This is a genomic window from Roseibium porphyridii (genome assembly GCF_026191725.2).
Classification (GTDB): domain Bacteria; phylum Pseudomonadota; class Alphaproteobacteria; order Rhizobiales; family Stappiaceae; genus Roseibium; species Roseibium porphyridii.
The window spans coordinates 5,774,362-5,789,553 of sequence record NZ_CP120863.1 but is presented as its reverse complement, the minus strand read 5'-3'; the positions used below and the strand labels follow the sequence as shown (position 1 = coordinate 5,789,553).

The 15,192-nt window shown below is 54.8% G+C and carries 17 protein-coding genes; 9 read left to right on the top strand and 8 right to left on the bottom strand.

Translation table 11 applies throughout. The features are described 5' to 3' along the window. The first annotated feature begins 262 nt into the window (after positions 1–262). The gene (msrA, locus tag K1718_RS26720; RefSeq protein WP_371419599.1) at positions 263–871 is read left to right on the top strand and encodes a peptide-methionine (S)-S-oxide reductase MsrA; all 609 of its coding nucleotides are present in this window, start codon (positions 263–265) and stop codon (positions 869–871) included. 142 nt (positions 872–1,013) lie between these two features. Further along, positions 1,014–1,535 carry a hypothetical protein gene (locus tag K1718_RS26715; protein ID WP_152503967.1) on the top strand — a complete coding sequence of 174 codons (522 nt, stop codon included), beginning with the start codon at positions 1,014–1,016 and terminating at the stop codon, positions 1,533–1,535. 22 nt (positions 1,536–1,557) lie between these two features. Here the strand turns inward: K1718_RS26715 and K1718_RS26710 are convergent, their stop codons facing one another. The 5 genes from K1718_RS26710 to K1718_RS26690 form a co-directional block, all read right to left on the bottom strand. Then, positions 1,558–2,217: an outer membrane protein gene (locus K1718_RS26710; RefSeq protein WP_265680230.1), complete on the bottom strand. Its 660-nt coding sequence runs from the start codon at positions 2,215–2,217 to the stop codon at positions 1,558–1,560. A 75-nt stretch (positions 2,218–2,292) separates the two neighbouring features. Further along, positions 2,293–4,182 (bottom strand): DNA helicase RecQ, encoded by a 1,890-nt coding sequence (recQ, locus tag K1718_RS26705; RefSeq protein WP_265680232.1) that lies wholly within the window; start codon positions 4,180–4,182, stop codon positions 2,293–2,295. Between the two features lie 117 nt (positions 4,183–4,299). Further along, positions 4,300–5,193, bottom strand: coding sequence for a 1-acyl-sn-glycerol-3-phosphate acyltransferase (locus K1718_RS26700; protein ID WP_265680233.1), 894 nt, complete (start codon positions 5,191–5,193; stop codon positions 4,300–4,302). 117 nt (positions 5,194–5,310) lie between these two features. Next, positions 5,311–5,688 carry an MAPEG family protein gene (locus tag K1718_RS26695; RefSeq protein ID WP_265680234.1) on the bottom strand — a complete coding sequence of 126 codons (378 nt, stop codon included), beginning with the start codon at positions 5,686–5,688 and terminating at the stop codon, positions 5,311–5,313. A gap of 503 nt (positions 5,689–6,191) precedes the next feature. Then, a complete protein-coding gene (locus K1718_RS26690) occupies positions 6,192–6,368 on the bottom strand; it encodes a hypothetical protein (protein ID WP_265680235.1) in 177 nt (58 codons plus the stop codon). Between the two features lie 82 nt (positions 6,369–6,450). Here K1718_RS26690 and K1718_RS26685 point away from each other — a divergent pair, with 82 nt between their 5' ends. Together K1718_RS26685 and K1718_RS26680 are read left to right on the top strand one after the other, a co-directional pair. After that, positions 6,451–6,978, top strand: a complete 528-nt coding sequence (locus K1718_RS26685; protein WP_265680236.1) for a protease inhibitor Inh/omp19 family protein — start codon at positions 6,451–6,453, stop codon at positions 6,976–6,978. A gap of 74 nt (positions 6,979–7,052) precedes the next feature. After that, complete coding sequence (locus K1718_RS26680; RefSeq protein WP_152503961.1) at positions 7,053–7,838, top strand: DUF7662 domain-containing protein; 786 nt, start codon at positions 7,053–7,055, stop codon at positions 7,836–7,838. A 77-nt stretch (positions 7,839–7,915) separates the two neighbouring features. Here the strand turns inward: K1718_RS26680 and K1718_RS26675 are convergent, their stop codons facing one another. Both K1718_RS26675 and K1718_RS26670 read right to left on the bottom strand, forming a co-directional pair. Next, the gene (locus K1718_RS26675) at positions 7,916–8,395 is read right to left on the bottom strand and encodes a RidA family protein (RefSeq protein ID WP_265680238.1); all 480 of its coding nucleotides are present in this window, start codon (positions 8,393–8,395) and stop codon (positions 7,916–7,918) included. Positions 8,396–8,417: 22 nt separating this feature from the next. Further along, positions 8,418–9,182, bottom strand: coding sequence for an alpha/beta fold hydrolase (locus K1718_RS26670; RefSeq protein ID WP_265680239.1), 765 nt, complete (start codon positions 9,180–9,182; stop codon positions 8,418–8,420). A gap of 194 nt (positions 9,183–9,376) precedes the next feature. Here K1718_RS26670 and K1718_RS26665 point away from each other — a divergent pair, with 194 nt between their 5' ends. Further along, positions 9,377–9,838 (top strand): MarR family winged helix-turn-helix transcriptional regulator, encoded by a 462-nt coding sequence (locus K1718_RS26665; protein WP_152503958.1) that lies wholly within the window; start codon positions 9,377–9,379, stop codon positions 9,836–9,838. Positions 9,839–9,890: 52 nt separating this feature from the next. Here the strand turns inward: K1718_RS26665 and K1718_RS26660 are convergent, their stop codons facing one another. Then, positions 9,891–10,436, bottom strand: coding sequence for a GrpB family protein (locus tag K1718_RS26660; protein WP_265680240.1), 546 nt, complete (start codon positions 10,434–10,436; stop codon positions 9,891–9,893). Positions 10,437–10,622: 186 nt separating this feature from the next. Here K1718_RS26660 and zapE point away from each other — a divergent pair, with 186 nt between their 5' ends. The 4 genes from zapE to sucD all read left to right on the top strand — a co-directional run bounded on the left by zapE (position 10,623) and on the right by sucD (position 15,101). Beyond that, positions 10,623–11,780 (top strand): cell division protein ZapE, encoded by a 1,158-nt coding sequence (gene zapE / locus K1718_RS26655; protein ID WP_265682460.1) that lies wholly within the window; start codon positions 10,623–10,625, stop codon positions 11,778–11,780. Positions 11,781–11,953: 173 nt separating this feature from the next. Continuing rightward, positions 11,954–12,916 (top strand): malate dehydrogenase, encoded by a 963-nt coding sequence (mdh, locus tag K1718_RS26650; protein WP_152503956.1) that lies wholly within the window; start codon positions 11,954–11,956, stop codon positions 12,914–12,916. A gap of 79 nt (positions 12,917–12,995) precedes the next feature. Continuing rightward, positions 12,996–14,195 carry an ADP-forming succinate--CoA ligase subunit beta gene (sucC, locus tag K1718_RS26645; protein ID WP_152503955.1) on the top strand — a complete coding sequence of 400 codons (1,200 nt, stop codon included), beginning with the start codon at positions 12,996–12,998 and terminating at the stop codon, positions 14,193–14,195. After that, the gene (gene sucD, locus K1718_RS26640) at positions 14,196–15,101 is read left to right on the top strand and encodes a succinate--CoA ligase subunit alpha (protein ID WP_265680241.1); all 906 of its coding nucleotides are present in this window, start codon (positions 14,196–14,198) and stop codon (positions 15,099–15,101) included. Positions 15,102–15,192 lie beyond the last annotated feature (91 nt).

Here is a 15,192-nt window from a genome sequence, read left to right as displayed (position 1 = left end):
GAAAAGGGTATTTCAAAGGCACCCCGGGCGGGCCATATGGCTCGCCCGTTTGCTATTGCGGCCCTTTTGTCGATCGCGTTGGCAACACGGCGACCTGAACACCATTGATACCCATCCGACTTCGTCACGTGGCACTCACGGTCTTGTGCTGGGCGGGTCATGTGAGTTGAGTTGCCTCTCTCCTGCGTTACGTTACCTCTTTGTGGTAACCGATGGAGGATTACTGATGAAGCGCAAGCTGCCCCTTATTCTTGCCGCCTTGATGCTCGGCACCGCACACTATGCGCCTGCACAGGCTGGAACAGCCGTTTTCGCAGGTGGGTGTTTTTGGTGCGTTGAATCTGATCTTGAAAAGTTGCCTGGTGTACGAGACGTGGTGTCCGGTTATGCCGGTGGCAAGACACAGAACCCGACTTACAAGAATTATGAACGTGGTGGTCATCGCGAGGTCGTGAAAGTCGATTTTGACGAAAGCAAAATCAGCTACGCGGACCTTGTCGCGATCTTTTTGCGCACAGTCGATGTGACAGATGCTGGCGGTCAGTTCTGCGATCGGGGCTTTGGGTATTCAACGGCCATACACCCGCTGGACGATGCTCAGGCGAAACAAGCTAAACAGGAACTCGATAAAGCCAACAAGATCCTTGGCGGCAAGGTCGTGACGCCGATCGAAGGCGCCGCCGTCTTCTGGCCCGCAGAAGATTACCATCAGGCCTATTACAAGAGTGACGTTCGCACCCTGACGAGGTTTGGCTATGTCACGCGCGCGCAGGCCTACAAAGGCTATCGCAAGGCTTGTGGCCGCGATGCGCGAGTAAAGGCCGTGTGGGGGGATGAAGCCTTCAAAGGTATACCGAAAGCAGGGTCTTAAACGAACGGGCATCCCCAGCGCCCGAAATGTGTTGCGCATCACTGATTGAATGAAAATTCAACCTTAGGCTTTGTCTTGTTTGCCGTAGGGTAACTTTGCGCTACAATTTATTATGTGGGCTCACCCTTGGGAGGGCGCTGGTATGCTAAGTTTGTTTGGAAGTCGAACTGCAGCGGAGCCGGAATTCATTTCCGAACTGAGGGCCGTAGAAACGGAAGATCGCCTGCGTGCCGGCCTTGCCGGCTTGTTGGAAGAAACCGATCTGGAAATCAGAGACACCAACACTCCGACCGAGTTTACGGCCGAGGCGACCGTGGTCATCATGAAGGTCGTGCTGGCTGTTGTCGGGCGCGACTTCAACCAACTTTCTTTCGAAAACAGGTTCGTGACCGGTCTTTTCGGATTTCTGGTCGCACATAATCTCTGCCGTCGCACTCACGCCGATCTCGGTGTGGTTCTTGGCATCGCCGGTCTCGATCTGTTCACGCGTGAAGAAATCGACCAGATCTACAAGCTTGGCTCCTCTTACAGGCGTCTGCGACAGCATCGGCAGATGCACCTTGCCTTGCGGGAGATCATCGACGAATTTCTGACGCATCCGAACGACGAAACACTGGGCAACCTGACAGGTGTCTATCAGCTTTGTTTGCGTCCGGAAGCGTGATCAGGCAGCGGTTGTCGGTTGATCAGAAGCGGTAACCAACCCCGAGCTGGAAAATGTCGGCGTTACCTTCAGCCGTGAAACTCTGTGTCCCCGGGACGGTGTAACGCTGGTCGCTGAATTCGTAGTGTTTGTAATCGGCTCTCGCAAAGAGACCTTCGGTGATGCGCGCCTCAAGTCCCCCACCGAGAACATACCCGACCTGAGTGTTCTCGTCGCTGGCACCATCGCTCTTGCGCTCAATTTCGTAGTTGCCGAAGCCGATGCCGCCGGAAAGGTACGGCATGAATCGGCCGGCATCGTAGCCAATTCTAACGGTCGCACTTGAGAGCCAATTGGATTTCTGCCTGAAATTGCCCGAGCTCGAGTTGCCGCGAAAATTCGTGAACGCACCCTCGACGCCTGCACCAAACACGATGTTGTTGAACTGGTGATCGTATCCAAGTGATCCTCCGAAAAGCGCTGACCTGAAGAAGGCGTCCAATCCAAGACTATCGCTTCCCTGAAGAAAACCACCGCCGGCAAACAGAACGGCATTGAAACCGGTCCAGCCTGCGGGTTTCAGGCGTAGATTTTCCGGCGATCCGAATTGTGCAACAGGAAGAACCTCTGTCGGCATGTCTGCTGCTTGGGAAACCGAAACCCCGAATGACATGGCAATGACAGCAAGAGATGTGAAACGCATGGATAGACCCCTGAATACAACCTTTGAGGGTCTTATCGGGTGAAAACTATCAAGAATGCGTTAAGGTAAACGAAATCATACCCCGGCCTCGAACGCTTCCACCAGGTCAAGAAACGTATCGCCGTATTTTTCAATCTTGGATTGTCCGACACCGGAAACTGCGAGCAGAGCGTCTTTTGTCACCGGCCGCGCCGCAGCGATGCCTGCGAGCGTCGCGTCTGGAAAAACCACATAGGGGGGAACACTCTGATCACGCGCAATCTGGGTTCGGAGCCTGCGCAACCGCTCAAACAAGAGTTTGTCTTCGTGATCCAGCTCGTCTGCGATTGAAGCAGTTCGTGATGTGCGTGTTCTTTTCAAGCCAGCAGCGTTGCGGTCCTTACGCAAGGCCAGCGTTTCTTCGCCGCGCAAGACGTTGCGCGCCTTTTCGGTCAGGATCAGAGCGCCGAAATGGGCGTGGTCGACATCCACATAACCGGCTGCGACCAACTGACGGGCGATCGATTGCCAGGTCTTTTGCGGGACATCCTGACCGATTCCGAAAACGGTCAGAGAGTCGTGTCCGAAACGATTGGTCTTCTCGTTCGATTTTCCCATCAGAACATCGATCACATGACCAGTGCCGAAGCGTTGGCCGGTGCGGTAGATCGCAGACATGAGCTTTTGTGCAGCCTCGGTCCCATCCCAGGTTTCAACCGGCGACAGGCACGTGTCGCAGTTTCCGCAAGGATTTGGATAGGTCTCTCCGAAATGGGCCAGAAGCGCTTGCCGCCTGCAGCCAGCCGTTTCGCAAATGCCAAGCAGCGCATTCAGCTTGGCGTTCTCCGCCCTTTTCACCTCGTCTGGGGCATCTCCTTCGGCAATCATGCGTCGACGCTGCACAAGGTCCGCCATGCCATAGGCCATGAAGGCTTCAGAGGGCGCGCCATCGCGACCGGCACGCCCTGTTTCCTGGTAATAGGCTTCAACGGAAGACGGCAGATCGAGATGTGCGACATAACGAACATCGGGTTTGTCGATCCCCATGCCAAAGGCCACCGTTGCCACCAGGCAAAGTCCTTCTTCAAGAAGGAAAGCATCCTGATTTGCTGCGCGTTGCTCTGTCGGCAGACCCGCGTGGTAGGGAAGTGCTCTGATTCCCTTTGTGCTTAACCAGTCGGCAATGTCCTCAACCTTGGCCCGTGACAGACAATAGACGATGCCGCTTTCACCTGCATGTTTTTTCAGAAAATCCAGCAACTGTTGTCGCTGGTTGGTCCGTTCCACGATTTCGTAGCGGATGTTGGGCCTGTCAAAACTGGAAGAGAACACCTCGGCGTCCTCAAGCTGAAGCCGGGCCAGAATATCCTTTTGGGTGTGTGGGTCTGCGGTCGCGGTCAGGGCAACTCTTGGCACACCTGGGTAACGCTCACGGAGGCACGAAAGCGACAGGTATTCCGGCCGGAAATCGTGGCCCCATTGACTGACACAATGCGCTTCGTCGATTGCAAAGAGGGCAATTTCAAGCGTGTCGAGAAAACGGCGGAAACTCTCATTCCCAAGACGTTCGGGCGTTACATAAAGGAGATCTATGTTCCCGTGTCGGAGCTCCTCTCGCAACGCTTCCTGCTCGTCCGGTGAAAGTGTCGAATTGAGCGCCGCAGCCTTTACGCCAGCGGCCTGAAGCGCGCCGACCTGGTCTTTCATCAGCGCAATCAGCGGCGAAACGACGATGCCGACACCGCGACGGCAAAGTGCCGGGATCTGAAAGCAAAGAGACTTCCCGGCACCAGTCGGAAACAGCACGACAGCGTCGTTGCCGTCGCTCAGTGTTTCAATGACAGCCTGTTGTTTGCCACGGAAGCTGCTGTAGCCGAATACCTGCTGCAGCACCGCAAGCGGCTTTGGTTCGGGAAGAACCGGCGGCGCGACGGCGGGCTGAACGGGCAGGGCATCCTGCGCGGCGATCGCGGGCGAAACTGGCATGAGCGAGAAGGTTCCCTTTCTTCATCCGCACCATGTCTTATTCGCACAGTCAGGGCAATGAAGGGGAAATCGCACCTGTGGATGACCAGCTTTCCCGATCAGCCGGACACCCGAAAATCAGAATTCTGCGTTCGGATCTGTTGCAAGTGTTTCGGCACAGTGAACACGCATCTGCTCGGCGAGGTCGCTGAGATCGCCAGCCAGTCGTTCCGGCCGGATAGGTTTGCCGAAATGCACGTTGAACTTGGCATTCTTCTTGTTCAGCAGCTCATTGAAGACTGTCATGTCGCGCAATTCCGTCGACACTCTGGCCAGGAAATAAAAGAGGCCTGAATTACGCCCGCCCATATGCATTGGGATGATCGGCGCCTTGTTTTTTCGCGCCAGTGCCAACGCAGAAGTCATCCAGGGTCGTTCCGTCAACTTGCCTTGATGCCAATGGGCAAGGCGGCCGGATGGAAAGAGCACCACAACGCGTTCTTTTGCAAATGCGGATGAGGCAAGTTTCAGGGTTTCTTTAGACTTCGTCCTGCTTTTGAAATCAGCCCGCCATTCGACCGGAACAATCATGTCCGCCAGCCGTGGGTTAATGCGGATTGCGTCTCTGTTGGCGAAAATGGACAGATCGTCGCGGCAGGCCTTGATCGCATCGTAAAGAACAATGCCGTCGGCAATGCCGGTCGGATGGTTTGAAACAAGAACCACAGGTCCTTGAGCGGGAACGCGCTCCAGCCCAATAGTTGTGACATCAAGCTGAAGCAGGCCACTCAAGTGAGCAAAGCAGTCGACAGCTTCCATTTGAGCAATCTTGTCCGCCATGTCGACCGCGGATCTGTAGCGTAAAATCTTGTAGGCAAACGGTTTGATGATGGGCCACCAGGGGCTGGCCATCACAAGTTTTCCGCGTTCGGCGATAAGAGAATCAACTATATGTTGTTCTGAAAGCTGCTTTTGGAGCGCAGCCTCACGCCGAGCCGGCAAGGCGTTTGTCGTCTGGTCTGTCGTCCGCACACTGCACCTCTGCCCATCGGTAACCTGCTACGCGTCCCTGCATCGTTAGCGAAATAGAACCTATGGTGCAAACTCTCCTTGAAGAATTTACCGATCTAAATATCGCCTTGTCGCAATTCAACTCCACAAGGAGCTGGTGAATAGTCCCACGATCGTCAAGAAGGCTGCCGCCCATGCCAGCGATCGTGGTGTCGACCGATCCATCCAGTAGCAGAACACATAAATCAGTCTCAAAAGCACGAACAATACAGCCAGTCTGTCGATCCAATTAGGATCCGCGCCCTGGCTCATTGCGACAAAAACGGCAACGGCGAAAAATGGAAACGCTTCGAATCCATTCGCTTGAGCCGCCTGTGCACGTGCCCTGAATCCTTCGCGCCAATAGTCCGGATCTCGTGGCAGGGCGTTGTTGAAGTCCTTGTTCAGCTTGGCAGGAAAAGCAGACAGGATCGGCAAAATTGCGGCAATCAGGATGCACCAGAGTGCAATCGACATTTTTCGCTCCAATTCAAATTCAAGGACAAACCGTCGGCGCGACGCAGGTGATGACGATACCGATCACCGCCTAGGCACAGACGAATAGTCGAAATCGTGCATTTGTTCCAAAGATATCCTCATGAAAACGGTGGCGGACTTCTCCTGTCATAGTCTTTTCCAGAAGGAGGGATAGGAGCATGTCGCTGCTGGCGTATCATTTCTGTTGTTCTGAGAAGGGGTGACAATTTGTCGAACACCACCTTGCTTTTTCTGTGTCCGAACAATGTTTTGCGTGGCCCGCTCGCGGAAGCCTGCCTGTATTCGAGAGCAAAAGGTCTGATACGAGCCTTTTCCGCGGCCCCTGCACCATCTGGCCGACTGAGCAGACATGTCGAAACACTTCTGGCTGCCGAGGGTGTGGATGCCAAGGGTTAGACGCCAAAGCCGGTCGACATCTTTTTGCTGCCCTATGCGGTTGTTCCCGACGGGTTCATTTACCTGGCTGATCTGGCGCTGATCGATCAGCCACCACATTGGTAGGGGCTTGCAGCAAGTGCCCGATATTTCTTGAAGATCAGGACCGCAATCGACCGGTTGCTGGCACCACCCGAGATACCGTCTACGCCGACGGCACGGGACGTTGCCTGATTGCTGTCGCTGCCTTTTGTGGCAAAAGGGAACCCTGCTCTTTTGTGCATTTTTTTCGTGATTTTGGATTTTCGACAAATTGTGGGCTAAGAGATGCACCATATGGGGACGGAGATGAGGGATTGATTCGTCATGATGCGTGCGGGAAAGTTCGTTTTGATTGTTGGTCTGGTGGTTCTGACGGCCGCTTGCCAACGGTTTTCGGGCAACCGGAACTACGCGGCTCCGCTGCCGGCAACGCCGACGACGCCGGTCGGAACCGGGACACTTGATCCTCTTGATCCCAACGCACCTCCACCGGGTACAACCTTGACCGACCCGAACGCTGCTCCAACGGACCTTGCGAGCAATCCTGTTGCTGCACCGTCCGATGCGAAAGAGGTTGGCCGAACCGATCTTTTGGGCGGTTGGAAGCTGTCTTCCTCGGGTGACAGCTGCATGGCGTTTATGACGCTCACGACGTGGTCCGGCGGCTACCGGGCTAATACCAGAGGTTGTGCCACGCCAGCATTGTCCGGAATCTCGGCGTGGGATTTGAACGGCAATCAGGTGGTTTTGAAGGACGGTTCCGGGGCCATCGTCGCACAGCTTTATTCCAGCTCTCCCGGGCAGTTTAACGGTCAAACCTCCTCCGGATCAGCGATCTCATTGTTCCGTTAAAACACCTCCGTGTTTTTACTTTACAGTACGCGCTATGAGTGTATATTTGCATGGCTACCGGAAAGGCTGTGCGAATGTCCAAATACGAACCATTGCGCGAACACCTGGCTCGACTAGACGATGTTGTCTGGGCAGCCAAGCTGTATGAAGTCGAAGAAATCATCGGTTCATCATTGCCGAAAAGTGCCCGGGAACACAGAACGTGGTGGGCCAATTCGGGCGGCAGTCTTGTGCATCAAAATGCCTGGCTGGATGCCGGTTGGCGTGTAGAACGCACTGACCTCATGCGGGATGTCATTGTCTTTCGCCGTCTGCGCATCGGCGGAACTATTCTTGCCGGCAAGCCGGCACGCGCTGAAAGGCCGGGGCGCGACCCCCAACGTGCCGCCGAGAAGCGTCTGGCAAAGGAAATGGGTGCCCTCCGGCAACCGGCAACCGTCACGCTTCGTTCAGAGTGGACGCCGCTGGGCGATGTGCAGAGAACACCGTGTTCCAATGCGACCATTCCAAGAGGCGGCGGGGTTATGCGGTTTGCGGCAATGGACGGCGATGACGTTGTCACCGTTATTGTCGCAGCACTTGCCGTGCAGAAGACCTATCGCGGTCTCAGAATGCAGGTGAAGGGTGTTGAGGAGGCCAGTTCCGACAAGGACGGGCTGGAGCTTATCACGAAAGCCGGGTTCGATACGGCAGATCCGATTGAGTGCGATGTGGTCAAGTCTGGAAACGCGTGGCTGTTGACCGACGGTCGTGGTCGGAAAGCGAATTTGGATGACCAATCAGAGTGTTATCTTGTTGCTCAGCTTCTTTATCTGCAAGAAATGCAAAATGGCCGCAAGACCACACTGATCTTTCGATAGCGCACAATCCAGTCGGATTTTAAAATTTATCGGGGCTGCGTCCAGTTGATCTGGACGCAGCCTATTTCGTTGACGATCTATTTCGCCGCAATCATTGAGACTTCAACCATCACCGGCGCACCGGGTTTTGAACCGGGAAGAGCGCCCACTTCGACGGCAGCTCGTGCAGGCGGAATGTCTCCTTCTGACCAATAAGTGCCGTAGACCTGGTTGAACGCGCCATAATTGTCCATGTCGGTAATAAAGACGGTCGCCCTCACAACGTCGTTGAAGGTGTAGCCGGCCTCGTTCAAAACACCGCGTAGGTTCTCCATGACAATTTTAGTCTGGGCTTTGACGTCATTCTTTGCCGCGTCGGGAATTGCTCCTTCAACATAGGGAATCTGACCGGAGACAAACAGCATCCCGTTTGAGAGCTTGATCCCCGGCGAATAAGGCGCAATTGGCTTGTTCCCGGCAACATAGACAGGCGTGCGGCTGTCTTGCGCGATGGCGGCCGCGCTAAGGGTTGTCAAAGTCAATGCAGCTAGAGCAATTGTCTTGAATTTCTGATTCATTTTGTCCTCCTTCAAATGAGCGTCACTTGGCTGCTTCGATGATGAGATTGGCGACAAACTCCGGCTGGGACACCATGATGGAATGACTTGACGCAATCTCCCTGGACACGGCACCAATCTTTTTCGCGAACTCGCGTTGAAGCGCTGTCGGTGTCATGTGGTCCTCGCCGGCGATTGCGTAAAAGCTCGGCTTGTCTTTCCAAGCCGTGGTGCTGACCGGCTCTCCCAGTGCAGAGCTGTTCAGCAATCCCTGACTTGCTGCGATGAAATCGGTCTGATCCTTTGGCAGATCCTGTGCGAAGTATTTCGCAGCCGCCTCTTTCGAAAGAAAGAAATAGCCATGGTCATCTTTTTGAAGAGCGCCGATCCCGGGAGCGGGGAATTTTTCAAGCTCGGCGGCTTCACCCAGGGACTGTCCCTCACTCGGAGCGTAAGCGGCCACGTAGACTAGTGACTGGACCTTGTCATGTCCGCCCGCCTCGGTGATGACCATGCCACCCCAGGAGTGGCCGACGAGGACCACTGGACCTTCTGCACGATCAATCGCACGGTTTGTGAACGCAACGTCGCCGGCAAGCGATTCAAGCGGGTTTTGAACAGCGATCACGTCAAGACCTGCGGCTTCCAGAAGGGGCGTTACCTTGCTCCAGCTTGAGCCATCGGCGAATGCGCCGTGAACAAGAACAACTGAGTTGGCTTTCAGATCTGAGGCGATTGCCAGACCTGACGACCAGATCATGGCGCTTGCCATTGCGGCGCTGGCGAGGAAGTTTCGAATTGAGGTCATGATAGTTTCCTTCGAGAGAGGATAGACAAATAATTAGTGCACTATTTATTTGTAAGCTATATATCAGGTATAAAGTCAAGCGTTTTTCGAGGTGTTCGAAAATTGTGCTTGATTTCAGTCGGTTAGAGATGCCGGGTCTTGAAACAAATGTCGCACTGGTCTAAAAAATTGCGCACTATCCAATAGGACTCATCATGGAAAGCTGTACGACTGACGAGAAAGGCCTACTAAAAATAGAGGACCAACTTTGTTTTGCCCTCTATTCGACATCCAGAGCGATCACCAAGGAATATGCAGTTCTGCTCGAGACGATGGGCGTTACATATCCGCAGTATCTGGCGCTAATGGTCCTGTGGCAGAACGACGGGATTCTGGTACAGGACATTGCCAAGAGCCTTGAAGTGGATCAGGCAACTGCGACCCCATTGGTGAAGCGGCTTGAAAAGCTTGGTTTCGTAACCCGTCAGAGAAGTGCGGAAGACGAGCGACGTGTTCAGGTATTCTTGACCCAAAGCGGTAAGGATCTTTACAAAACAGCGCTTTCAGTGCCCCAAGGTCTGGGCTGCGCGATCGGCGTGGATGGGCAGCGGGCCGAAATGTTGATCAAAGAACTCAATGACATCAAAGCGTTCATTGCGCAGAACAATTTGCGCTGAACCAGAGACCGGTCCTCAATATTGGGGACTGGTCATTTTCATTTCTGCGATTTCACCGCCCAACAGATGAAGCCAGCACGTCCTCGATAAACGCGGTTTTTCCTGCAGAGTAATTGAGCCAAAAAGTGCCGGTTTTGTGATCTTCAGCCAGTCGCTCCTTGAGGGCCTCGTACTGCAGTGCGAGCGTTCGGTCGCCAATTAGCTTGTCCCGAAAGGCAACCCTGTCTGCTGCTGCTGCACACCCGGCGTTGCAAAGGCAAACGCGGTGGTTCATGAGCGTTCCGGACTGATCTGGGCAAACGGAAGCAAAGCGTTTGCCCGTTTGTCGGGTCAACTGCACTTCGTCATGCCGGAACCTGTTGCCGTGATCGACATAGCCGAACGAGACCAGGCGGCTGCGCAACTTGCTGAGGTCAGCTAGCGGCTTCAAAAGAATGTCGACATGCAATTTGGGTTTTGCCTTGAGTCCCGGAATGGATGTCGAACCAACATGCTCAAAGCCCGTAGCGTCGTCCGGGAGCACCTGGCGCAGATCGCAAATGATCTTTTCCGCTTCTTCCTGCCAGTCGGGATCGTGCTCGCGCAAAACAACAGGCATGTGCTGATAACCTTTGATTTCAATCGGTTGAATGAATTTTCCGGGACATGGCAAGACGCCCTAAGACAAATTCACGACTTGCATCTGCGGCAAATTGACCGTATTTCGCCCAAAGGTTTTGTGCAATCTGCACCTTGGATACTCACCGCCCCATGAATTCTCATGGAGGGAGCAGCACCCTTGAATATGGAACTGCCGGTCAACCGCGCCATGAGCGCTCGCTACGATGCTTTGATCGCGTCCGGTGAGATCACTGAAGATCCTGTCCAAAGGGAAGCAGTTTATCAGCTTGATCTTTTGAACACACGCCTCGCCGAAACCCGTCTGGCCTCAAAGAAGAGTTCACTTGGCTGGCTGTTTGCCAACAAGAAGAACCAGCTATGGGCAAAAGTCGAGGGCCTCTACATGTGGGGCGGGGTCGGCCGTGGCAAGACGATGCTGATGGATCTCTTCTATGAGGTCACGGTGATCCGAAGAAAGCGTCGGGTTCACTTCCACGAATTCATGACCGACGTGCATGAGCGCATTCATGCGCACCGACAGGCGCATAAGCGCGGCGAGGTTAAGGGAGATGACCCGATCCCTCCGGTTGCCGAACAGATTTCCGAAGAAACCCGATTGCTGCTATTCGACGAGTTTTCGGTCACCGATATTGCAGATGCCATGATCCTGGGGCGATTGTTTACGCAGCTGTTCGAGCGCGGCGTGGTGGTGGTCGCGACGTCCAATGTGGAGCCGTCACGTCTCTACATGGATGGTTTGAACCGGCAACTGTTTTTGCCGTTTATCGAAATGCTCAAGTCGCGTGTGGAAATTCTGCATCTTGATTCACCGACCGACTATCGGTTGGAGAAACTTGCCGGAGCACCGGTTTATGTCACGCCACTCGGCAGCGATGCAGATACCCAGATGGACGAAATTTTCAGTAAGCTCACGCATGGGATGAAGCCTCATTCCGAAGAATTGGAAAACAAGGGCCGCCTCATACCGGTGCCAGCGGTTGCCTCCGGTGCTGCGAGGTTTACGTTCGACGACCTTTGCATGCAGCCGCTTGGCGCGAGTGACTATCTCCGCATCGCCAATGCCTATAGCACCATTTTCTTGGACAATGTGCCGGTCTTGTCGCGTGCTCGGCGCAATGAAGCAAAGCGGTTTATCAACTTGATCGATACGCTTTACGACAACGGCATCAAGCTGGTCATTTCGGCTGAGGCCGAGCCGCAGGATCTCTATGTTGGAGAAGATGGCACGGAAGCTTTTGAATTTGACCGCACGGCCTCGCGCTTGATCGAAATGAGGTCCGAAGCGTACCTTGCGGGAGACAATCGGGAAATACACGCATAAGTCTGCATTCCCTATAGGAGAATTACGCAGACGGGAAGAAAAGAGAAATTTTGCTTCGCCTCGCGCAATATTCTTTTGGCGAACTTGCGCAGGGGCGGCAAAGAGAGTAGTGCCATCCTCAGTCATCAGAGGATGGCATAGAGTTCCATCTTACGTAAAGGGAAACTTTCGAAATGGCGCGGAACAAGATTGCCTTGATCGGCTCTGGTCAGATCGGCGGCACGCTCGCTCATCTGGCAGGATTGAAGGAACTGGGAGACATCGTTCTCTTCGACATCGCGGAAGGAGTTCCGCAGGGCAAAGCGCTCGACCTCGCCGAGTCTTCCCCGGTCGACCGCTTCGATGCCAAACTGGCCGGTGCCAACAGCTATGAAGCCATTGAAGGCTCCGACGTTGTTATCGTCACCGCGGGTGTCCCACGTAAGCCCGGCATGAGCCGCGACGATCTGCTTGAAATCAACCTTAAGGTTATGGAGCAAGTCGGCGCAGGTATTTCCAAATATGCGCCGAATGCGTTTGTCATCTGCATCACCAACCCGCTCGATGCGATGGTCTGGGCCCTGCAAAAATTCTCCGGCCTTCCGAAGAACAAGGTTGTCGGCATGGCTGGCGTGCTGGACAGTGCCCGGTTCCGCTATTTCCTTGCCGATGAGTTCAATGTTTCCGTCGAAGACGTCACGGCATTCGTTCTGGGTGGCCATGGCGACACGATGGTGCCGTTGATCCGCTATTCCACCGTTGCAGGCATCCCGCTGCCGGATCTGGTCAAGATGGGCTGGTGCACTGCTGAGCGGCTGGAAGAAATCGTTCAGCGCACACGCGACGGCGGTGCGGAGATCGTCGGTCTCTTGAAGACGGGATCTGCTTTCTATGCGCCGGCTTCTTCTGCCATTGCGATGGCGGAAAGCTACCTGAAGGACAAAAAGCGTGTTCTGCCTTGCGCAGCTGCGCTTGATGGTCAGTACGGTTTGAAAGACACCTACGTGGGTGTGCCGGTCGTGATCGGCGCAGATGGCGTTGAGCGTGTCATAGAAATCGACATGCAGGGCGAGGAAAAAGCAAACTTCGACAAATCCGTTGCTGCGGTCGACGGTCTGGTCGACGCTTGTAAGAAAATTCAGCCGGCGCTCGGCTAAGCGAGCGCCCGCTTTTAGGACTTAGCGACCGCTCTTTCGATCACTTGAAAGAGCGGTCCTCCGAAAACGGGGGAGACACATGAATATTCATGAATACCAGGCCAAGGAAGTGCTGAAGCAGTTCGGTGCACCGGTTGCAGAAGGCGTGGCCATTTTTTCAGCCGATGAGGCGGAAGCTGCGGCAAAGAAACTTCCCGGCCCGCTCTGGGTGGTCAAGACCCAGATCCACGCTGGTGGCCGCGGCAAGGGCAAATTCAAGGAATTGCCGGAAGACGCCAAAGGCGGAGTTCGCCTTGCTTTCTCACTGGATGAAGTAACGGCCCATGCCAAGGAAATGCTTGGCAACACGCTGGTGACAAAGCAGACCGGCCCTGCGGGCAAGGTCGTGAATCGCCTCTATATTGAAGACGGCGCTGATATCGAGCGTGAACTCTATCTCTCCATCCTGGTTGATCGCACGGTTGGCCGACCTGCATTCGTGGTTTCCACAGAAGGTGGAATGGATATCGAGGCGGTTGCCGAAGAAACGCCAGAAAAAATCATCACGCTGCCGATCGACCCTGAAACAGGTGTCACCAGTGCTGATGCGGGCCAGTTGTGCGATGCGCTTGAACTGACAGGTGCAGCGCGTGACGATGGCATGACGCTGTTCCCCATCCTGCACAAGGCCTTTGTCGAAAAAGACATGAGCCTTCTGGAAGTGAACCCGCTCATCGTCATGAAAGACGGACATCTGCGTGTCCTTGACGCCAAGGTCTCCTTCGACGGCAACGCGCTGTTCCGCCACGACGATATCATGGCGCTGCGCGACGAAACGGAAGAAGACGCCAAGGAAATCGAAGCGTCCAAGCATGACCTCGCCTATGTGGCGCTCGATGGTGACATCGGCTGTATGGTCAATGGTGCCGGGCTTGCCATGGCAACCATGGACATCATCAAGCTCTACGGTGCTGAACCCGCAAACTTCCTGGATGTTGGCGGGGGTGCGTCGAAAGAAAAAGTGACGGCAGCATTCAAGATCATCACGTCCGATCCGAACGTGAAGGGCATTCTGGTCAACATCTTCGGTGGCATCATGCGCTGCGACGTGATCGCGGAAGGTGTTGTTGCGGCCGTCAAGGAAGTCGGCTTGCAGGTTCCGCTCGTTGTGCGTCTGGAAGGCACCAATGTGGAGCTCGGCAAGAAAATCATCAATGAAAGCGGCCTGAACGTGATTGCCGCTGATGATCTCGACGACGCCGCCCAGAAAATCGTGAAAGCCGTCAAGGGGGGCGCGTAAATGTCGATCCTCGTCAATAAAGACACGAAAATCATCGTTCAGGGCCTGACCGGCAAGACCGGCACGTTCCATACGGAGCAGGCGCTTGAGTACTATGGCACCAGGATGGTTGCCGGCGTTCATCCCAAAAAGGGTGGCGAAACATGGGGCAGCGTTGAAAGCGCCGCTCAGTTGCCGATCTATGCTTCGGTCGGCGAAGCCAAGGACGCAACAGGTGCTGATGCATCGGTAATCTATGTTCCACCGGCAGGTGCCGGCGCCGCGATCATCGAGGCAATCGATGCGGAAATCCCGTTCATCGTCTGCATCACCGAGGGCATTCCAGTTGCTGACATGGTCAAGGTGAAGGCGAAACTGGACAAGTCCAATTCACGCCTGCTTGGGCCGAACTGCCCGGGCATCCTGACCCCGGAAGAGTGCAAGATCGGCATCATGCCCGGTTCCATCTTCAAGAAAGGTTCCGTTGGCGTCGTCTCTCGCTCTGGCACTTTGACCTATGAAGCCGTCTATCAGACATCAGTCGCAGGTCTTGGACAGACCACGGCTGTCGGCATCGGCGGCGACCCGGTCAAAGGCACCGAGTTCATCGACGTCCTGGAGATGTTCCTGGCTGACGATGAGACTCAATCCATCATCATGATCGGCGAAATCGGCGGCTCTGCCGAGGAAGAGGCTGCTCAGTTCCTGAAGGATGAGGCCAAGAAGGGCCGTTCGAAGCCGATGGCTGGGTTCATTGCAGGCCGCACGGCACCTCCTGGCCGGACGATGGGCCATGCCGGCGCCGTGATTTCCGGTGGTAAAGGTGGTGCGGAAGACAAGATCGATGCCATGGAAGCGGCTGGTATCAAGGTGTCTCCGTCCCCTGCAAAGCTTGGTGAGACACTTCTCGAAGTCTTGAAGAGCTAAAATCGCAGAATTATTTGCGGGTAGTGCACGGAAACGGTTTACGTTTCCTGTTGCATAGTGAAAGGATGGGTTGCGGCGCAAATTGTGTGCC